This is a genomic window from Paenibacillus ginsengarvi, assembly GCF_003626695.1.
Lineage (GTDB): Bacteria > Bacillota > Bacilli > Paenibacillales > NBRC-103111 > Paenibacillus_AB > Paenibacillus_AB ginsengarvi.
This window is the reverse complement of sequence record NZ_RBAH01000030.1, coordinates 39,650-54,267: the sequence shown is the minus strand read 5'-3', so window position 1 is coordinate 54,267 and position 14,618 is coordinate 39,650. Positions and strand designations below refer to the sequence as shown.

Below are 14,618 nucleotides of genomic sequence, written 5' to 3'. Positions count from 1 at the left end.
GCGAAAGAACCGGCCCCCTTCGCGCAGCCGGGCATAAAACGATCGGAGGAATTGAAATGATTGGTGAAAAAGACAAGCTCAGCAGAAGAAAGCTGCTCGCCTCTTTGGGCGTTACCGGTGCGGCAGCGATATTTATGAACAGCAGCTTGCTAGCGGCGAAGGCAGGAAATCATGGTCTGTCCGTGATAAACGCTGCCTACGGACCGGGTGACGTAGAGGAGTGCAACCCGCTGCACCGCTGCAGGTGCCGGAAGACCACGATAGCCGAGCTTAGAACGAATTCGTCCCCCGATGCGGATACGCTTTATTTTGTGGCGGATAGGGGCAAGGAAGGCTGGTTTGTGTACGATCCGGGAGATACGGCGTCGGCGGATAATACGGGAACGATCGTCGTTTCCGCGGCGGGCGCCCGGTTCAAGCGGGTTATCGGAGACGAGCCGCTTAATGCGAGGTGGTTCGGGGCCGCAGGCGACGGAAGCACGGACGATACGGCCGCCATTCAGCGGGCGCTCGACACCGTTCCCGCGAGCGGCGGGTCGGTGCTGGTGCCGGACGGCGTTTATATGATCAATGCGCTTGTGGCTTTGAAGCCGAACAGCAACACGAACTTACTGTTATCGCCCGCCGCTATTTTGAAAGCGATACCAAACGCAGCGAATTTGTACCATATTGTCAATGTGATTAACAAAGACCGTGTAACGATCCAGGGCGGAACGATTATGGGCGACCGCAACGAGCATCTCGCTTCTACAGGCGAACACGGCATGGGCATTTCGATCCGCAGCAGCCGCAACGTGACGATCCGGGACACGGTCATTCGGGATTGCTGGGGTGACGCCATCTATATCGGTATCGACAGCGGCTCCAATCAGGCGGCTTGCGAAAATATCCAAATCCTGCACGTGACGTGCGAGAACAACAGACGGCAGGGCATGTCCGTTACTTCCTGCATCGGCGGACTCGCCTTCGGCAGCCGGTTCATCCGCACGAACGGCGTCGAGCCGCAAAGCGGCATCGATATCGAACCGAACGAAGGAGATGCCGTTCGCGACTTTTCGGTCGTGGAGTGCGACTGCAGCGACAATAAAGGCAGCGGCATCGCCATCTACGGCACGACCGCCGACAACGCCCGCGACAATCTGCTCGAAGGCAACGTATGCGACCGCAATACTCGCGGCATCCAGATTCGGGGCGCCTCGTACAACAAAGTACTGTATAACAGCTGCAGCGGCAATACCGACATGGGAATCCGGGTCGGCGGAAATACCAAGACCGGCAAAAACCAGTATAACCAGTTCATCGGCAATTCGATGCTTGGCAACGGAACAAAAGGGATCGTCGTAGAAGGAACGAGCGCGACCGATATCGGCTACAACCTTTTTCAGAGCAATCTGTGCAAAGGAAATCAAAATGAAGGCATCAATCTGACGCATGCCCGCTATTGCCTCGTGACCGACAACCAGTGCGACGGCAATCAGTTCGGCATTCGCCTCGTCGGCGCGACTTGCCTGCATAACGACGTATCCGGCAATCTGATCGTCCGCAACCGTTACGGGCTTCAGCTGTGGGAATCTTCCTACAACAAGCTGCAGGGGAACATATGCAATGACAATATGCAAGCAGGCTTGTGGCTGCGAAATAAGTCCGGGTGGAACCAAATCTTATCGAATACATGTATCGGAAATGGCCAAGAGGCCCACAACACGTACGACAACCTACTCATCGCGGAGATGAGCAGCTATAACACGATTCAGATGAACACCGCCCGCAAAGGCTCGGGTACCGTTCGGCCGAGGTACGGACTGAATATATCCGATGCGGCCAGCTCCCAAAACTTTGCGATCAACAACGACTTGCTGGACGGCGGGGAAACCGCTTCCTTCCTTGATGCCGGAACCGGAACGATCACGGCCTCGGCGAACCGGTTGTGACAGTGGCGGCAGATCCCTTGCCCCGCAAAACGCGAAAAGGCCGCCGATTGGCGGCCGGCAGCCTGAGCGAAGGCGAGTGATGCAGGGATCTATCCTTTGATTGCGCCGATTAAAGCGCCTTTGACGAAATACTTTTGCAAAAACGGATACACGAGCAGGATCGGCACCGTTGCCACGATGATGGTTGCATATTTCAGCGTGACGGACAGCATGGCGATATCGCCGGCGGCGGCGCCGCTCTGCATCGAGCTGACTTCGCCTTGAAGCAAAATCTCGCGCAGCACGAGCTGAAGCGGATACATAGAACGGTCCTGCAGGAAGATCATCGCCTGAAACCACGAGTTCCAGTGGCTGACGCCGTAATAAAGCAGCATGACGGCCACGACCGGCATCGACAGCGGCAAAATGATGCGGAACAAAATGACGAAATCGTTCGCGCCGTCGATTTTGGCGGACTCCTCCAGGCTGTCCGGGATCGCTTCGAAAGCCGTTTTCATCAAAATCAGATTGAAGGTGTTGATCGCCTGGGGAATAATAAGCGCCCACAAACTGTTCAGCAGCCCGACTCCTTTAACCGCGAAGTAAAACGGAATGAGTCCGCCGTTAAAAAACATGGTGAAGACGATAAACAGCATGATCGGCTTGCGGTAGCCGAGGCTTTTGCGCGACAGCGCGTAAGCGCCGAAAGCGGTCAGTACGATATTGAAGGCCAGTCCGACGATAACGACGAAAAACGTATTTCCGTATCCTTTCAGAATCATCGGATTGTCAAACACGTTCTTGTACGCATCGAGCGAGAAGCCGAGCGGCTTCAGCAGCAAGCCGTGATGTCCCATCATGCGCCCCGCGTCGCTGATCGATGCAAGCGCGACATACAGCACCGGGTATACCGTTACCGCCATCAGCAGAACGAGAAAGAGTACGTTGCACGCATCGAATATTTTTTCCGGCCAAGTCGTTCGGTTCATCGGCAACCCCTCCTACCACAAGCTCGTATCGTTCAACTTGCGGCTGATCCAGTTGGAGAAAATGACCAGCACGAAGTTAATGACGGAATTGAATAACCCTACGGCCGAGCTGAAGCTGTAATTGAAATCCTGAAGCCCGACCCGGTATACATAAGACGAGATGACGTCCGCCGTCTCGTACGTTCCCGGGTTGTAAAGCAAAATGATTTTCTCGAAGCCGACATTCATCATCCGGCCGATGTTCAGAATAAGCAGAATGACGATCGTAGGCATAAGTCCCGGCAAAGTGACATGGAGCATCTGCTTCCATCTGCCGGCGCCGTCCATGCGCGCCGCCTCGTATTGCTCCTGATCGACTCCGCTCAGAGCGGCAAGGAAAATAATCGTGCCCCAGCCGATATGCTGCCACACGCCGGACGATACGTAGATCGTACGGAACCATTCCGCTTCCAGCAGCAGGCTGACGCGTTCGCCGCCGAAGAAGACGATAATGTCGTTGATGACGCCGCCGCTGACCGTAAAATCTTTAATAATGCCGCAAATGACGACAAGCGAAATGAAGTGCGGCAAGTAGGTAACCGTTTGCACCGTGCGCTTGAACAGCGAATTTTTCACTTCGTTCAGGAGCAAGGCCAGAATGATCGGAGCCGGGAAGCCGAATATCAGCTCATAGAAGCTGATCAGTATCGTGTTCTTGATCGTCCGCCAGAAGTAGGCGCCTGTAAAAAACGTTCGGAAATGATCCAAGCCGGCCCAGTCGCTGCCCCATATGCCAAGGCGCGGGGAGAAATCTTTGAACGCAATAATCGCGCCGTACATAGGGACGTAATGGAAGACGACGTAAAAGGCCAAAACGGGCAGCAGCATGACATACAACAGCTTGTTCTTGCGAATATCGTTCAACAGTCCCCAGGCGCTCCGCTTCTTCGCGTTAAGCGTCAGGCTGGTCGTGTTCGAATTTAGCGTATTCATCGGTGTCGGTCTCTCCCTCCGGTCCTATCTGTCTCGGCGTTTTCGGGAGCGGCGCTGCATAAACTGGCGCGCTCCCGGTCTGGCCGATGGTTCGCCTATTACCGCTTGTTATAACGATCCAGCGCATCTTGATAAATTTTGACCATTTTGTCGACGCCCATATCTTTCATTTGCTTCACATAATCATCGAACTTTTCGAGCGGTTCCTTGCCCATTACGAACTTCACGAACATTTCTTCCTTATAGCTGTCGATGGCGGTTTTCAGCTTCGCCATTTCCTTGCTTTCTTCCACTGTAGGGCTAATGAAGGTCGGCACGACATGTTTGGCCGCATCCGTCTGTTCCCAAATCTTGATCGCTGCATCCTGTTCCGGATACGTGTTGAACGATTTGTTCTCGTCGCCGAGGAACGGTCCGTTCGGCTTCGTATACTGCGCAACCATTTGCTGCAAGTTGTATTTCGGATCTTTCGTAATTTTGTCGCTGAAGGTCGGTACGCCGTTTTTCAACGTGTAGCTGTCGCCTTCGATCCCGAAGTTGAACAGCATTTTGCCTGGCTCGCTGTAGGCATAATCAAGCCATTTTACGACGAGTTCCGGATTTTTCGCCGCCGTGGTGACCGCTTTGCTCGCCGCCGGAGCGTATTTGAACTCGCGTTGGCCGATGAACGCCCGCTCGCCTTTCTTCAAGGTCGGATAAGGCGCGGCTACGAGCTGGAACTTCGGATCGGCCTTTTTGCCCGTATCCATCCATTTGCCCATTCCGCCTCCCAGGAGCCCGACCGTTGCGCCGGACTGGTTGCCGATAATTTTCGCGTCATACGCTTTGCCGTCGGAATTGAGCGCGAAATCTTTGTCGAGCAAGCCTTCCGCATACCATTTGCGCAGCAGTGCAAGCGCATCCTTGAACTGCGGATCGACCGGGCCGTATTTCACTTTGCCGGCATCGTCGAGATAGATCCGATTCGCCGTTTTGTACGCCCCGATGAAGGCATCCTGCAAATTAAGCTCGTTGTTATAGGCTGCGGTCAGCGGAGCTGTAGCTCCCTTCTTTTCCTTGAATGCCCGCAACGTCGTCTCCCATTCGTCGATCGTCGTCGGAAGGGGCAGCTTCAGCTCGTCCAGCCAGTCTTTGCGGATCATCGGACCGCGGTAGACCAGTCCGTTTTCCGGCCGGATCATCGGGAATACGTAAATTTTGCCGCTATCGGTCTTGAGCATCTTCTCCAGCTCTTTATCCTGGGCCATCAGCTTCTTAAGATTCGGAGCATGCTTGTCGATCAGATCGTTCAGCGGCATAATAACTTTGTCCGCAATCGCCTTCTCCGGTCCGCCCGGATAGCTCGAGTTCCAGTCGTATTCGATCGTGTCAGGTAAGTTGTTGGAAGCGATGAGCAGGTTGAACTGCTCCTTAGATTGTCCGTCGGCCGGGTGCGTATATTTGACCTTAACGCCGGTATCCGCTTCGAGCCGCTTGCCGAACGGCGTGTCCGCCAGATTGGAGAAAAACGTGGTCGCATTATTGTTGATTTGCTCCCAGGAAGTGATCGTTTCGCTCGTTTTAATCGGATATTTTCCGGCCTCGGATAGCTCTGTGGAAGGCTTCGCCGTGTCCTTGGACCCCGTTCCTCCTCCATCTTTCGTACAGGCGGCCGCCAAAGTGGAAGCCAGCGCAACACTGATCGCAATACTGAATGTGCGTTTGTCGAATTTCGTTTTCCCCATACCAACCCATCCCCCTGCTCGTTTCGTAAGTGACGGTGCCTTGTCGCTGCACTTGATGTCATTATGCGGGTTAACCGCTTCACCGGCTATCGTTAATACTTGAACTGCACCGTTAAAACCCGCAATCGTTACTATTCAATACCTAAACTGATGCTGCAAAAAGTGAAATTCGCCTTTTAAAAGTTAAAAAGCCGCGCTGGGCGGCTTTTGGCGGCTCCTTACTGTCCGGATACCTCCCGGTATTTGCCCGGTGTGATGCCTTCGAATTTCTTGAAAATGCGGTTAAACGTATTAATATCCCCGTATCCGACTTGGCGCGCGATTTCGGCCACGGGCAGCGGCTGCTGCGCCAGCATCGCCTTGGCCGCTTCGAGCCGGGTGCGGTTGATGTAATCGAGCAGCGCTTCGCCGGTTTGCACCTTGAATTGCTTGGACAAGTAGGACGGAGTCAGATCGAACGCCTCGCCGATGCTCGAGATGTTCAAGCTCTCGTCGATATAATGCCCCCGCACATACTCCATCACCTGGCGGCTGATCGGGTTCGACTCCATCTTGCGATCTTCCTCGATGGCGCGGCATACCCGTCCGAGCACGTCCCGGAGCTCCAGCTCCATCTCCTTGATCGTCCCGCAGGCGATAAGCCGGTTAAGCGGATCGGCCTGCTCCATAATCCGCCGCTTATGATCGGGGCCGATCTCATCCATCGTCTTGAGCAGCGTGCCGATCAGATCGAACATGAAGCATTTGGCATACGGTACCGAGAAGGACGCTTCCTTCATATTAAGCGACAAAATGTCCGTTATGGCAGCCTTGGCCCGTTCATAATCGCCGGTTTTGACGAAATTGATCAACTGCTGCTCCACGTGCAGCGGATAATAATAGCCGCCTGTCCATCCGGCTGCGGCCTTTGGCACATCAGCGTAGCCAATCACTTCGCCGCTGCCCATCACCAGCCGATACTCCATCGCCTCGAGCGTCTCCTCGTAAGCGCGGGGCAAGCTATACAGATCCTGATGAATCCCGCTGATGGCAATCGTCAAGGACACATGGAACTGTTCCAGCAGAAACCGCTTCGTCTGCTCGGCCAGCCTAAGCAGCGCTTCCGGCTCCGCCTGTTCGCGGAAATTGACGATACACGCAAGCGAGTCGTCCATCTCCGTGGCGAACGCCTGATGCGATTCGGAAGCAAGCTCCTCCACGACGTTCATCACGATAAATTGAAGCAGCTTGACCTTCTGCGGCTCGGAATAACCGGAGTCCTCCAGCTTGCCGTAATGCTCGATGTGCAGCAGCAATACCGCATAATGGGAAGAAACCGGCCGAATATCGTGGGCTGCGAACGATTCGTGCACCGGCACATTCCGGTCAAGCCTGCCTTTCAGCAAGCCTTGAAGAAAATGCGAGCGGATCGCGTTGCGATGCTGCTTCAGCCGCTGGTCCACCTTCTCCTTCTCGGTTAGCGTATTGTTCAGTGCGTCGTGCAGATACGAATACTCGTTGGAACCGCCAGCGAACGTAAGGCCCGACTTGGTCGCGAAATTCCGGATGAGCGTGTGGATGGGGACGTAGTTCTTTCGCAAAAACCAGTATGCAACGATCCCGCCGATCAAAATGCACAGACCGACGCTGCCATATATGAGCTTCTTCATATATTCCATCTTCTCATCGAATACGGCGGCAGGCACGAGAGAAACGTACTTCCAGCCGTTGATCGCCGACGTTGTGTAAGAGACCGCCACCTTGCGGTCCCCGTTCTCGTCGTAAAAAAAGCCGCTGTCCCCGGTCAGCCGGTCGTAAGGGATGGCCGCGACATCGCTTGCGTTATCGGTCGAAGCGACATCCCGGTTCATCTGATCGACTACCGCTACCTGCGCCCCGTTCGAGGAGGCGATATTTTCGAGCAGTCTGGAATCTTTGATCACGAACAAAATGACCGCTCCCGGCTGCTCGGGGTTGTCCAACAGCACCGATCTGGCGTACAGAACGGCATTCTCCGTCTGATTCCCGTCCCTGACCCGCACCGGCGCATATTCCTGCAAATACCGCTTATCGAAAAACGCCGACCATTCCGCATAGCTCATGTCTTCGCGCTGGCGCATCATCTCGTACAGCCCGCGGCTATTGGTATGCTCCCGTGTCGACAGCACCGTGTCGCTATTTTTATAATAAATGAATATTTGATCGATGTAGTCGTTCGCCATCTTGTATATCTTCAAGACGTTTGCGATGCTGTACAACTCATAGTAATCGTTATCTGACAGCGGCTTCGCCGCATTGATGAAGGCGGCTACCTGCTTGTTCAGCGCAATCTCCATACTTAACCGCTCAATGCCGCGCAAATTCGCATCGATCGCCTGCTCCGTCTGCAACAGCAGCGACTCATTGGCGCGTTTAACCTCCGATTCGATGACATGCCAGGTAGCGGCGTATACCGCTCCGCTGATCATGATCGGTACCAGCAGCACAGAAATATAGGAGATCAACCACGTGACAATTACGCTTCGTTTGCCAAGCCGTACCGGATTTCCGCTCATTCTGGCTGCCTCCCGCCGCATGTAATGGCTTTCATATTTCTTATTATACTGAATATCGATTCCCGGAGGTATAGAAGGAAAACCTGTGTTTTTTTACGATCGGTGCCTGTATACGGATTTTTTACGATTCCCTTTATTTCGTATCGCCATCCGGTCCCGTCTTCCGTTTGTCAGTAAAACAACTTGAGCAAAACGATAACAACATCCCCTCCGCATTATTAAGTATGATTTTGCCCTAACCTCCGTAGCGAGAAAATGGTCAAGAAATCGATATCCGAAGGGTGCAGCGGAGAAAAATCGCCTTTCCTGGGCAATTTTGCATAAAAATATGAAATCTTAGTGGCAGACATCGGTTGGAGCGAACGCCTTCGAGTGGTAATCTGTATAAAACGGATGCCGTGGGAGGAGAAGCGAAACATGTCGCAACCCGTCTTGAAGCAGGACCCGACAAAAGGAAAGCGCTTCCCGTTCAAAACTACGCACGTCGTCATGCAGAATAACAAATTTTTGGTTATCGCCCACTGGCACGAGGAGCCGGAGTTTATCCGAGTGAGAGGCGGAACGGTGCTCGTTACGATCGACAACTGCCAATTCACCGCGACCGAGCATGACATCATTTTCGTGAATAAGGGTCAGATCCATTCCGTCAAAGCGTTATCGGGAGCGGATGCCCGAATCGAAGGGATGATATTCGACAATCTGTTTCTGACGCAGCCGGGCGAACGTACGGACACGATGTACTTGCATACGCTCTACTTACGAGGGCATCAGTACAATCTATACCCTCGCTCCCACCCTTTATGGGCGAGTCTAAGCGAGTGTATGGATGCGGCCATACGCGAGTATGCCGAGAAAGAGATGTACCACGAGACGATTATCCAGTCGCACGTAAGCCGCATGATCGTATCGATTCTTCGTTTTTACTGGAAAGTAAACTTAATGGACCCCGCTATCCATAAATTGCAAGTCGAGAGGCAGTTCGCCATCCTCGCTCCGGTTCTCGATTATATCGAGGAGCATGCCGTCGAGCCGCTTTATTTGAACGAACTATGCAAGCTGGTCAATATGAGCCCCTACTACTTCAGCAGATTTTTCAAAAAAAGCATGGGCGTCACCTTAACGGAGCATATTACCGCCTCCCGCATCCGGCTGGCCAAAAAAATGCTGCTTAACAGTGACGACACCGTCGTGGAAATCGCCGGGAAAACCGGCTTTTGCGATATTCAATACTTCGGCAAAGTGTTCAAACGAGAGACAGGCTTATCGCCCTCGTTGTATAAAAAAAGTTACCGACAAACCAGCTTCGATCCGCATGACGACTAAAGGGCAAAAGCTGGATTCGGGATGTAACCGAAGCCAGCTTCTTGTATTTGGGCCGAGCTATGCAACTTACATGTGGTGGTGATATACGGGGTTCAATCGACAGCTAGGAGGAGGCACTCCATCCTGTTTTCAAGTTTCCGCCGAGCTGTTTCGTCCAAGCCGTTCCTGTGCTTTTATCGATCCAACGGCTCGGAATGGATGCCCGTACAGTATTTTCTGGCGTTCCGGTACCGACATGGTCGATCCAGAGATAGTCAATTTGGGCACTGTCTTCCCACATGATTTGCACCGCCGTATTCAAAATCGTATTGTGTGTGATTTCGGCTTGGCCAAGATGGGCATTGCTTCTGATCCCTTCTCTCATCTGCCCAATGCTCGAATTTTCAATCCAGTTGTTCGAAATGCGAAGCGCTTTCAATTTGTTCGAGTTGTGTAAGGAAATCGCTCCTTTGTAACCCTGATTTTGCGTGCGGCAGCAATCGATAATTTCATTATGATCGAATCGCAGCGAGGTCAAGTTCGGTTCAATAACGCCAAGCTCAATGGCCCGTCCCGCCAAATTTTGGAATCTGTTGTGAGAAACGTCCAGTTGCTCCACTTTCCCGACCACAATGCCGGACCCCCGGTTCATCGATGCCGCTTCTGTAGATACGAAGGAATTGCCGCGAATGGTCATCGATGTCACTTTTGTCTTCGTTTGCGTACTTATATTGATAATCGGAAGGGACGAGACGGACTGCTCAAATACGTTGTCGATGATCTGCACCCGGTCCATGGTAAAGTTCGCGTGGCACCACACCTCGATCGCGTAGTTGCATCCATTGACCACATTGTGGCTGTATATCGTGTTTACGTGATTATTGACTGTTGCCACGATATTGAATCCTTTTCCATAGTTTTGAACGATGTTACCGTGCACAAGGGCATTCAAGCAGTGAATTTCCAATGCGGTGGCGATTTGATCCTTCACCGGGTTCAGGAACTTATTATTGGCAATGATGCAGCCGTCAGCCTGTGCATAAATCGCGCTATGATCGTTCTGCAGGACATTTCCGGGAACAGCAGTCGCCACTGTATCGAACAAACAATTTTGAATGGTCAGGTTGCGAATCGTAACAGGGTTGCGGTTGCTGCCAAACATAAAGCATTGCCGCCCAGCGTTATTCACCACGGCGACTTGATCGACGACAATATTACTTCCGACCGGAATGCCTATGGCGGCGTTTTTGTGCGATTTTGTTTCGACCTCGAGATTGTTTTGTCCGTTGCAATCGACTTTAAAGTTGCGGAATGTTACGTTGTTTACAGGATCTCCGTTTTGGACCGGGAAGATCATATTCCATCCGTATCGACGGCCGTCATTTAAATGGTCGGCAGCTTTCAACACGGAAAGGTGGCTTTGGCCAATCAAATTGACGTTGCTGCGTGGAATAATCAATGCGTCGGCATAGCCTTGCGGGGATGCAAGCAAGTAGGTGCCCTCGGCAAGAAAGACGGTCCCGCCGCCGCTTTGCCATACCGCGGTAATGGCCGCATTGATCGCCGCTGTATCATCATGGACGCCGTCTGCTTGTGCTCCCCACCATTGGGGATACACGTGCTCCGCCCCCATAGAGCCGATCACATGTCCTGCTCCGGCAAAAATGGCATCTAAACCGGCCGTTACCACAGCATGGATCGTTAGCGTCGTTTGGGCATCGGGTGCGAAACGGGCTCCATGGTCAAACAACAGACGAACCGTTCCGGGGATCGTCACATTGCCTGCAAATACATACGTCCCTGCAGGAATGTAAAGGGTTGCATGATCTTGCACACCGGCAAGCCAGGTGAGCAGGCTAGGGGAACAGTTCGTGATGCCGTCTCCCGCACAGCCAATATCGTGGATATGGACCCAATCCGTTTCTGTATACGCTTGCAGGATGGTATCCAGTTCATGAGAAGTAACAGGCTTGTTCCCGTTTTTTTGCAGGCCGGCGCCATACGTATCTCCAGTTACAGAGGTGACAGGTCCGCCTGCATGCCCCGTTACATGAGTCAAAAAGGCGCTGCCTGCGAGAGAAGCGCCAGCCATGCCGATCGTAGCCAGCATTTGTCTACGGCTGAGTGTTTTCTTCATCTTCCTACCTCCCATGTTTGTAAACATGCAAACATTTCATCGAATTCAACAAACGAATGCATGGAAGTCGGGCGAAAAGACAGGGGACGCCTGTTCCTGTCTTTCGGTACCTACCGCCTGCGTTTTACGCTCCGTCGTTACTTCGGCTGGGCCGCAATGTCTTTACTCGCCGCTTCCTCCGCTTCGCGAAGAGCACTGTTCACGTCCGTTTCGCCGTTAATCACTTTTTTGACCGCTTCGTTTAGACGGACAGTGACCAACGCATCGTACTTCGTCGGCGTAAAGGGAGGCGCGAAAGCGCTTTTGAATACGGCTTTAATATTTTTCCCTTCCATCGACTTCATGTTTTTGCCGTACAGCGCTTTAATATTTTCATCTTTAAGAGAGGTAAACCTTCCGCTCGCCGTCGTTTTCTTCTGCACTTCTTCCCCGGTCACCACCTGGATGGCCTGGAACGCCGCTTCCTTCTGCTTGCTCAACGACGAAACGAGCAGGAAGTGACCCGACGAAGTGAGACTCGTATTCGGCCGGTCGGCTTGACTCGGGAACTGGGTCACGTCCCAGTTGAACTGATTCGGCGTACCGTGCAGCTTCTCCAAGGCGGCGAATCTGGCGTCGTAGCTGGCCACCATCGCCAGTGTCTGATCCTTGAGGAAATGATCCAGAATGGCGCCCTTGTTGCCGGGCACATCGTTCACGGACTGGATCAGCTGCATGATCCGTTTCCAACCGTCCGTCGTGATCTCTACCTTGTTTGTAGTTTTGTTGACATACGGCAGCATAAGCTGGGTGTTCAGCTCTCCAGCGCTGGGGATTGCACCGAGCCCCCTGTACTGCACGCCTTCCAAAACTTTGCTGAAGCTTTTGGACAAACCGATGACTTGTTCCCACGTCATGCCTTCCTTTGGATAGCCGACCCCGAACCTGTCGAACAGATCTTTGTTGTAGAACGTCGCGAGGAAATTCAGTGAGAATGGAATCGCAAACAAATGATCGCTTTCGCCGTATACGAGTGACGTTTGCATGGCCGACGGATCGAATTTGCCGGTATCCATATTGTACTTTTTGATCAGATCGTTCAGATCGTAAGCCGTGCCGAGCTCTTTGAACACCTTGATTGACGGATATACGGTCAGGATGAAGTCGGGAAAATCGCCGGACGCTATCATAGTGCCGAGCCCGTCCTTCCCCTTCGTGTTTCGGAGCATCGTTACCGTAATATGCGGATATTTGGCATGAACCGGACCCGCGATGAAATTTTCGAACTCCTCGTCCGTAATCGTCGCCCCGTCCTGCAGCATGACTAGCTGCACCGGCTCCGGCGGCTTATCTTCCGGCTTGACCGGCGAAGCGCCGCCCCCGCCGCCTCCGCTCCCGCAAGCGGTTTCAAACAATAAGGCAAAACCTGCTAAAATGGCCGCGCTTTTTTTGAACAAAACCATCGTCCCCCTATCGCCCTTCAATTTTTTGTTCCAGCCGTTCTTTGTACTTCATCGGTGAATGACATCATCTGTGCCCTCCTCCCTATTCATCATAACAATCGCACCGCTCGCGACCAACGGATGATCTTGCCGGATACTAAGTAATTTTTTGTTCAATTGTACAAGCCGAATGCGAAAAATAGCCCTGCCCCTAGTCGATAGGCCGACATAGGAACAAAGCTATTTGCGTCTGCTTCCGCTCTTGGAGCAAAACCCGCTTATCTGGACTTCAGCTCTTCGATCGCTTTCTCCGCCGCCTCCTGCGCTTCCCGCAAAGCCGTGTTAATATCGGATTTATCGCCGCCGACATTCTGGATCATCGGCACATACGGTTTGATCGCCGCGGAATGGAATTCGCCTTTGATGACCGGCTGCGCCGTGAATTTGTTGTAGAAGACCGACTTCATATTCAGCTTTTCGAAGCCGGGAAGGTCGGCCCCGAACTGGTCTTTGGCCGCTTGCAGCTTGATCGCCGGCGGGAAGCCGATACGGCTGTTGCCGATTTCGACCTCGTCGGAGGCGAGAAACTTCAGAATTTCCCATCCCTCGTCTTTGTACTTCGTCTTCGGGTTCATCATCAGAATCGAAGCAGCCGGAGAAACGCCCTGCCCTTTGGCGTCATCGAACACCGGAAGCGCTGCAATATTGAAGTTCAATCCGGTCGCGCCCAGAAACGGCTGGAAGTAGGCCGACCACGGCAGCATGGCGACGACCTTTTGCTGCATGAAGCCTGCGCGGTCCTCGGCGATTTTGTCCGGACGGTTGCCCGGAATCGAGTACAGCTCCTTGACGAACTGCATAATTTTATTCCAGCGCGGATCGCTCAGGTAGGTCGCTTTACCCGTTTTCGGATCGTAGGGCGACAGCGCATATTGCTGATAAAAATGGCGAACGAGTCCGATATCGAGTCCGCGATACTGTACACCGTTCTCGCTGCGCGTCACTTTTCTCGCCAGCTCGATCGTTTCATTCCAGGTCATGCCATCCTTCGGGTACGCGACGCCGAATTTATCGAACAGATCGTTGTTGTAGAACAGGACCGCCGAGCCAACCTGCCACGGGAGCGCATAGATTTCGCCTTTGTCGGCCTGATCCTTCACCATCTGGAGCGCGCTGTCGTCGAAGCGCGTCAAATCATACTTGTCCCGCTTGATCAGCTCGCCGAGGTCCATCGCAAGACCCAGTTCCTTCATGTCGGCGATGCTTTCCTGGAAGCCGATCCAGAACAGATCGATTTGCTCGCCGGCCGCCAGCAGCTTCTCCATGTTCGAACGCGTAAAGCCGTTGCCGACCGTCTTAATCGTTACGTTCGGATACTTTGCCTTGAGACGGGCGCCGATCTCCTGCTCGAAAATTTCATTCGACGCATTGTTGAAAAACGTCAGCGTAATCGGCTTCGTCATATCGACCGCCGGCGCTTTCGCTTCTTGAACCGGCTCCGTTCCCGATTGCGAAGCCTTGGTGCCTGTGCCGTTAGCGCCGCATGCACCGGCGAGCGCAGCCGCTGTCAGTACCGTCAAGCATGTTGCCGCTTGCTTCCATGTCCGTTTCATTTTGAGATTCCCCCTG

General features: G+C 53.1%; 9 protein-coding genes. 2 read left to right on the top strand and 7 right to left on the bottom strand.

Annotated elements, in window-relative coordinates:
- Positions 1 to 56: 56 nt before the first annotated feature.
- Complete coding sequence (locus D7M11_RS29935) at positions 57 to 1,931, top strand: NosD domain-containing protein (RefSeq protein WP_158606906.1); 1,875 nt, start codon at positions 57 to 59, stop codon at positions 1,929 to 1,931.
- Between the two features lie 89 nt (positions 1,932 to 2,020).
- Here D7M11_RS29935 and D7M11_RS29930 read toward each other — a convergent pair whose 3' ends face one another.
- The 4 genes from D7M11_RS29930 to D7M11_RS29915 all read right to left on the bottom strand — a co-directional run bounded on the left by D7M11_RS29930 (position 2,021) and on the right by D7M11_RS29915 (position 8,129).
- Positions 2,021 to 2,899, bottom strand: coding sequence for a carbohydrate ABC transporter permease (locus tag D7M11_RS29930; protein WP_120750949.1), 879 nt, complete (start codon positions 2,897 to 2,899; stop codon positions 2,021 to 2,023).
- Between the two features lie 12 nt (positions 2,900 to 2,911).
- Positions 2,912 to 3,871: an ABC transporter permease gene (locus tag D7M11_RS29925; protein ID WP_120750948.1), complete on the bottom strand. Its 960-nt coding sequence runs from the start codon at positions 3,869 to 3,871 to the stop codon at positions 2,912 to 2,914.
- Between the two features lie 98 nt (positions 3,872 to 3,969).
- Positions 3,970 to 5,595 carry a type 2 periplasmic-binding domain-containing protein gene (locus D7M11_RS29920; protein ID WP_120750947.1) on the bottom strand — a complete coding sequence of 542 codons (1,626 nt, stop codon included), beginning with the start codon at positions 5,593 to 5,595 and terminating at the stop codon, positions 3,970 to 3,972.
- A gap of 218 nt (positions 5,596 to 5,813) precedes the next feature.
- Positions 5,814 to 8,129 (bottom strand): helix-turn-helix domain-containing protein, encoded by a 2,316-nt coding sequence (locus D7M11_RS29915; protein WP_120750946.1) that lies wholly within the window; start codon positions 8,127 to 8,129, stop codon positions 5,814 to 5,816.
- Positions 8,130 to 8,546: 417 nt separating this feature from the next.
- Here D7M11_RS29915 and D7M11_RS29910 point away from each other — a divergent pair, with 417 nt between their 5' ends.
- Complete coding sequence (locus D7M11_RS29910) at positions 8,547 to 9,452, top strand: helix-turn-helix domain-containing protein (RefSeq protein ID WP_158606905.1); 906 nt, start codon at positions 8,547 to 8,549, stop codon at positions 9,450 to 9,452.
- Between the two features lie 103 nt (positions 9,453 to 9,555).
- On the opposite strand, the gene D7M11_RS29905 is transcribed toward D7M11_RS29910, so the two are convergent.
- The 3 genes from D7M11_RS29905 to D7M11_RS29895 all read right to left on the bottom strand — a co-directional run bounded on the left by D7M11_RS29905 (position 9,556) and on the right by D7M11_RS29895 (position 14,602).
- Positions 9,556 to 11,568, bottom strand: coding sequence for a glycosyl hydrolase family 28-related protein (locus D7M11_RS29905; protein ID WP_158606904.1), 2,013 nt, complete (start codon positions 11,566 to 11,568; stop codon positions 9,556 to 9,558).
- A gap of 137 nt (positions 11,569 to 11,705) precedes the next feature.
- Complete coding sequence (locus D7M11_RS29900; protein ID WP_158606903.1) at positions 11,706 to 13,004, bottom strand: ABC transporter substrate-binding protein; 1,299 nt, start codon at positions 13,002 to 13,004, stop codon at positions 11,706 to 11,708.
- A 263-nt stretch (positions 13,005 to 13,267) separates the two neighbouring features.
- A complete protein-coding gene (locus D7M11_RS29895; protein WP_120750942.1) occupies positions 13,268 to 14,602 on the bottom strand; it encodes an ABC transporter substrate-binding protein in 1,335 nt (444 codons plus the stop codon).
- Positions 14,603 to 14,618: the final 16 nt, after the last annotated feature.